The sequence below is a fragment of the Mesorhizobium sp. M1A.F.Ca.IN.020.03.2.1 genome, assembly GCF_004023205.1.
GTDB lineage: Bacteria > Pseudomonadota > Alphaproteobacteria > Rhizobiales > Rhizobiaceae > Mesorhizobium.
Genome location: NZ_RZSV01000420.1, coordinates 1 through 2,180, shown reverse-complemented (window position 1 = coordinate 2,180; position 2,180 = coordinate 1). Strand labels below are relative to the sequence as shown.

Here is a 2,180-nt window from a genome sequence, read left to right as displayed (position 1 = left end):
ATCATCACCCGATCTTGCGAGCAGAATTTCGCCGGTTGGCGCGATGCGGCGCGCCGGCTGGCCACGAATGATATTCCGCCGGAAGAGGTGGCTTGGCAGGTTGGCCACGACGATGATGATCGCGGCAACGATTTGCCGGCTTGCCGACAGGATGCGCGCCTTGTCGTGCCGCGCGAGTTCATCGAACGTGCAGAGACGGTCATCTGTCATTCGGACCCCGAGCGTTTTGATTTCCTCTATCGGTTGCTCTGGCGGTTGCGCGTCGAACCGAAGCTGCTGTCGATCGCTTCCGACCCGGATACCCGTAAGCTCGAGTCCATGGAAAAGGCGGTTTGGCGCGACATTCACAAGATGCGCGCCTTCGTGCGCTTCCGGAAGATCGGCGACGGCGCGGAAGAACGTTATGTCGCCTGGTTCGAACCCGACCATTTCATCGTCGAGCGCAATGCCGATTTCTTTGTGCGCCGCTTCGCCGGCATGCGCTGGACGATTCTCACGCCGCACGCCTCGGCCGAATGGGACGGCAAGCGGCTGGCGATCGGCCCAGGCGCCAGCAAGCGCGACGCGCCGGCCGAAGACGACGCCGAGACGCTGTGGCGGACCTATTTCGAGAATATCTTCAACCCGGCCCGCCTCAAGGTGAAGGCGATGCAGAAGGAGATGCCGAAGAAATATTGGCGGAACCTTCCCGAGGCCTCGCTCATTCCAGACCTGATAGCAGGAGCGGACAGAGCCGCGACAGCCATGATCGCCCGGATGCCAACCTCCCCAGCGCCGCGCCACGCCAAAGTGAAGGCAAAACACTGGCCTTCGCCGGAGCCGGCGGATGTGGTGGAGCCCGAAAGTACGGATATTCCGGCATTGCGCGAAGAGGCGAGCGGTTGCCGGCGTTGCCCGCTCTGGCGCGATGCCACGCAAACCGTGTTCGGCGAGGGACCGGAGAATGCCGACGTGGTGTTTGTCGGAGAGCAGCCCGGCGACCAAGAGGACCTTGCCGGCAAGCCGTTCGTCGGGCCCGCGGGCAAGGTGTTCGACAGCATTTTGGACCAGGCCGAGATCGACCGCCGCAAGGTCTATGTGACCAATGCGGTGAAGCATTTCAAGTTCGAGCCGCGCGGCAAGAGGCGGATCCATTCAAAGCCCAATGCCGGCGAAATTCGTGCCTGCCGCTGGTGGCTCGACAAGGAACTCGACATCATCAAGCCAAATCTTGCGGTGGCGCTCGGCGCGACAGCAGCGCAGTCGCTGCTCGGCAAGGCGGTGCCGATCACCAGGATGCGCGGCGACGTCATCCAGCGCGAGGACGGCTTGCGCGTCTTTGTCACCATCCATCCCTCCTTCATCCTGCGCATCCGCGAGCATGAGGACAAGGAGGCCGAGAGGGAGCGGTTTCTCACCGATATGAGGAAGGTGAAGCAGCTGATGGCTGCTTGACCGATCTGCGCGCCTGAACGGGACCTTGCGCTTGACGGATGCTGTTGTACGAGTCGTGCGACTGGGGAGAATTGGGCGAGATGCCCGTCGCCTCGTCATCCACGGGCGAAGCAAGGAGCGGAGCGACGCGCGCAGACCTGAGGATCATTCCGTTACCTGCAGGCGTCGCAACGATGCACAATTCTGCTCCGCTGCATTCCATGCCCGAGGTCACGGAATGGATTCCAGGGTCTCCGCGACGGAGCTTCGCTCCTGCTTCGCCGTGGAATGACGACTTCAGCGTTTATTGCGCTACCGGACGAGTATCGCCCTTAGATCATTGACGTTGGTCCCGGTCGGACCGGGCACGAACAGATCGCCGACCGCGTTGAAGGCGCTCCAGGCATTGTTGCCGGCAAGCATGGCCTTGGCATCGACGCCTGCGGCACGCATGCGCGCCACGGTCGCGCCGTCGGCGAAGGCGCCGGCATTGTCCTCGGAGCCGTCGATGCCGTCGGTGTCCGCGGCCAAAGCATGAATGCCGCTGAGCCCATCGATGCCGATGGCGAAGGCAAGCAGGAATTCGGAATTGCGGCCGCCCTTGCCTTTCGCCCGCAGCGTCACCGTCGTCTCACCGCCGGACAGGATCAGCATCGGCTTCTCGAAAGGCCGGTTGCGGGTCGCCACCTCGCGGGCAATCGCGGCATGCACGCCGCCGACCTCGCGCGCCTCGCCCTCGATCGAATCCGACAGGATGACGGCCTCGA

2 protein-coding genes are annotated in these 2,180 nt (G+C 63.3%); one reads left to right on the top strand and one right to left on the bottom strand.

The window, feature by feature from the left end:
• Positions 1 to 1,434, top strand: a complete 1,434-nt coding sequence (locus EOA79_RS31575) for a UdgX family uracil-DNA binding protein (protein WP_128293664.1) — start codon at positions 1 to 3, stop codon at positions 1,432 to 1,434.
• A gap of 291 nt (positions 1,435 to 1,725) precedes the next feature.
• Here the strand turns inward: EOA79_RS31575 and EOA79_RS31570 are convergent.
• Positions 1,726 to 2,180, bottom strand: a 455-nt coding sequence (locus EOA79_RS31570) for an MOFRL family protein (protein ID WP_281060309.1), incomplete at its 5' end; no start/stop codon positions are given.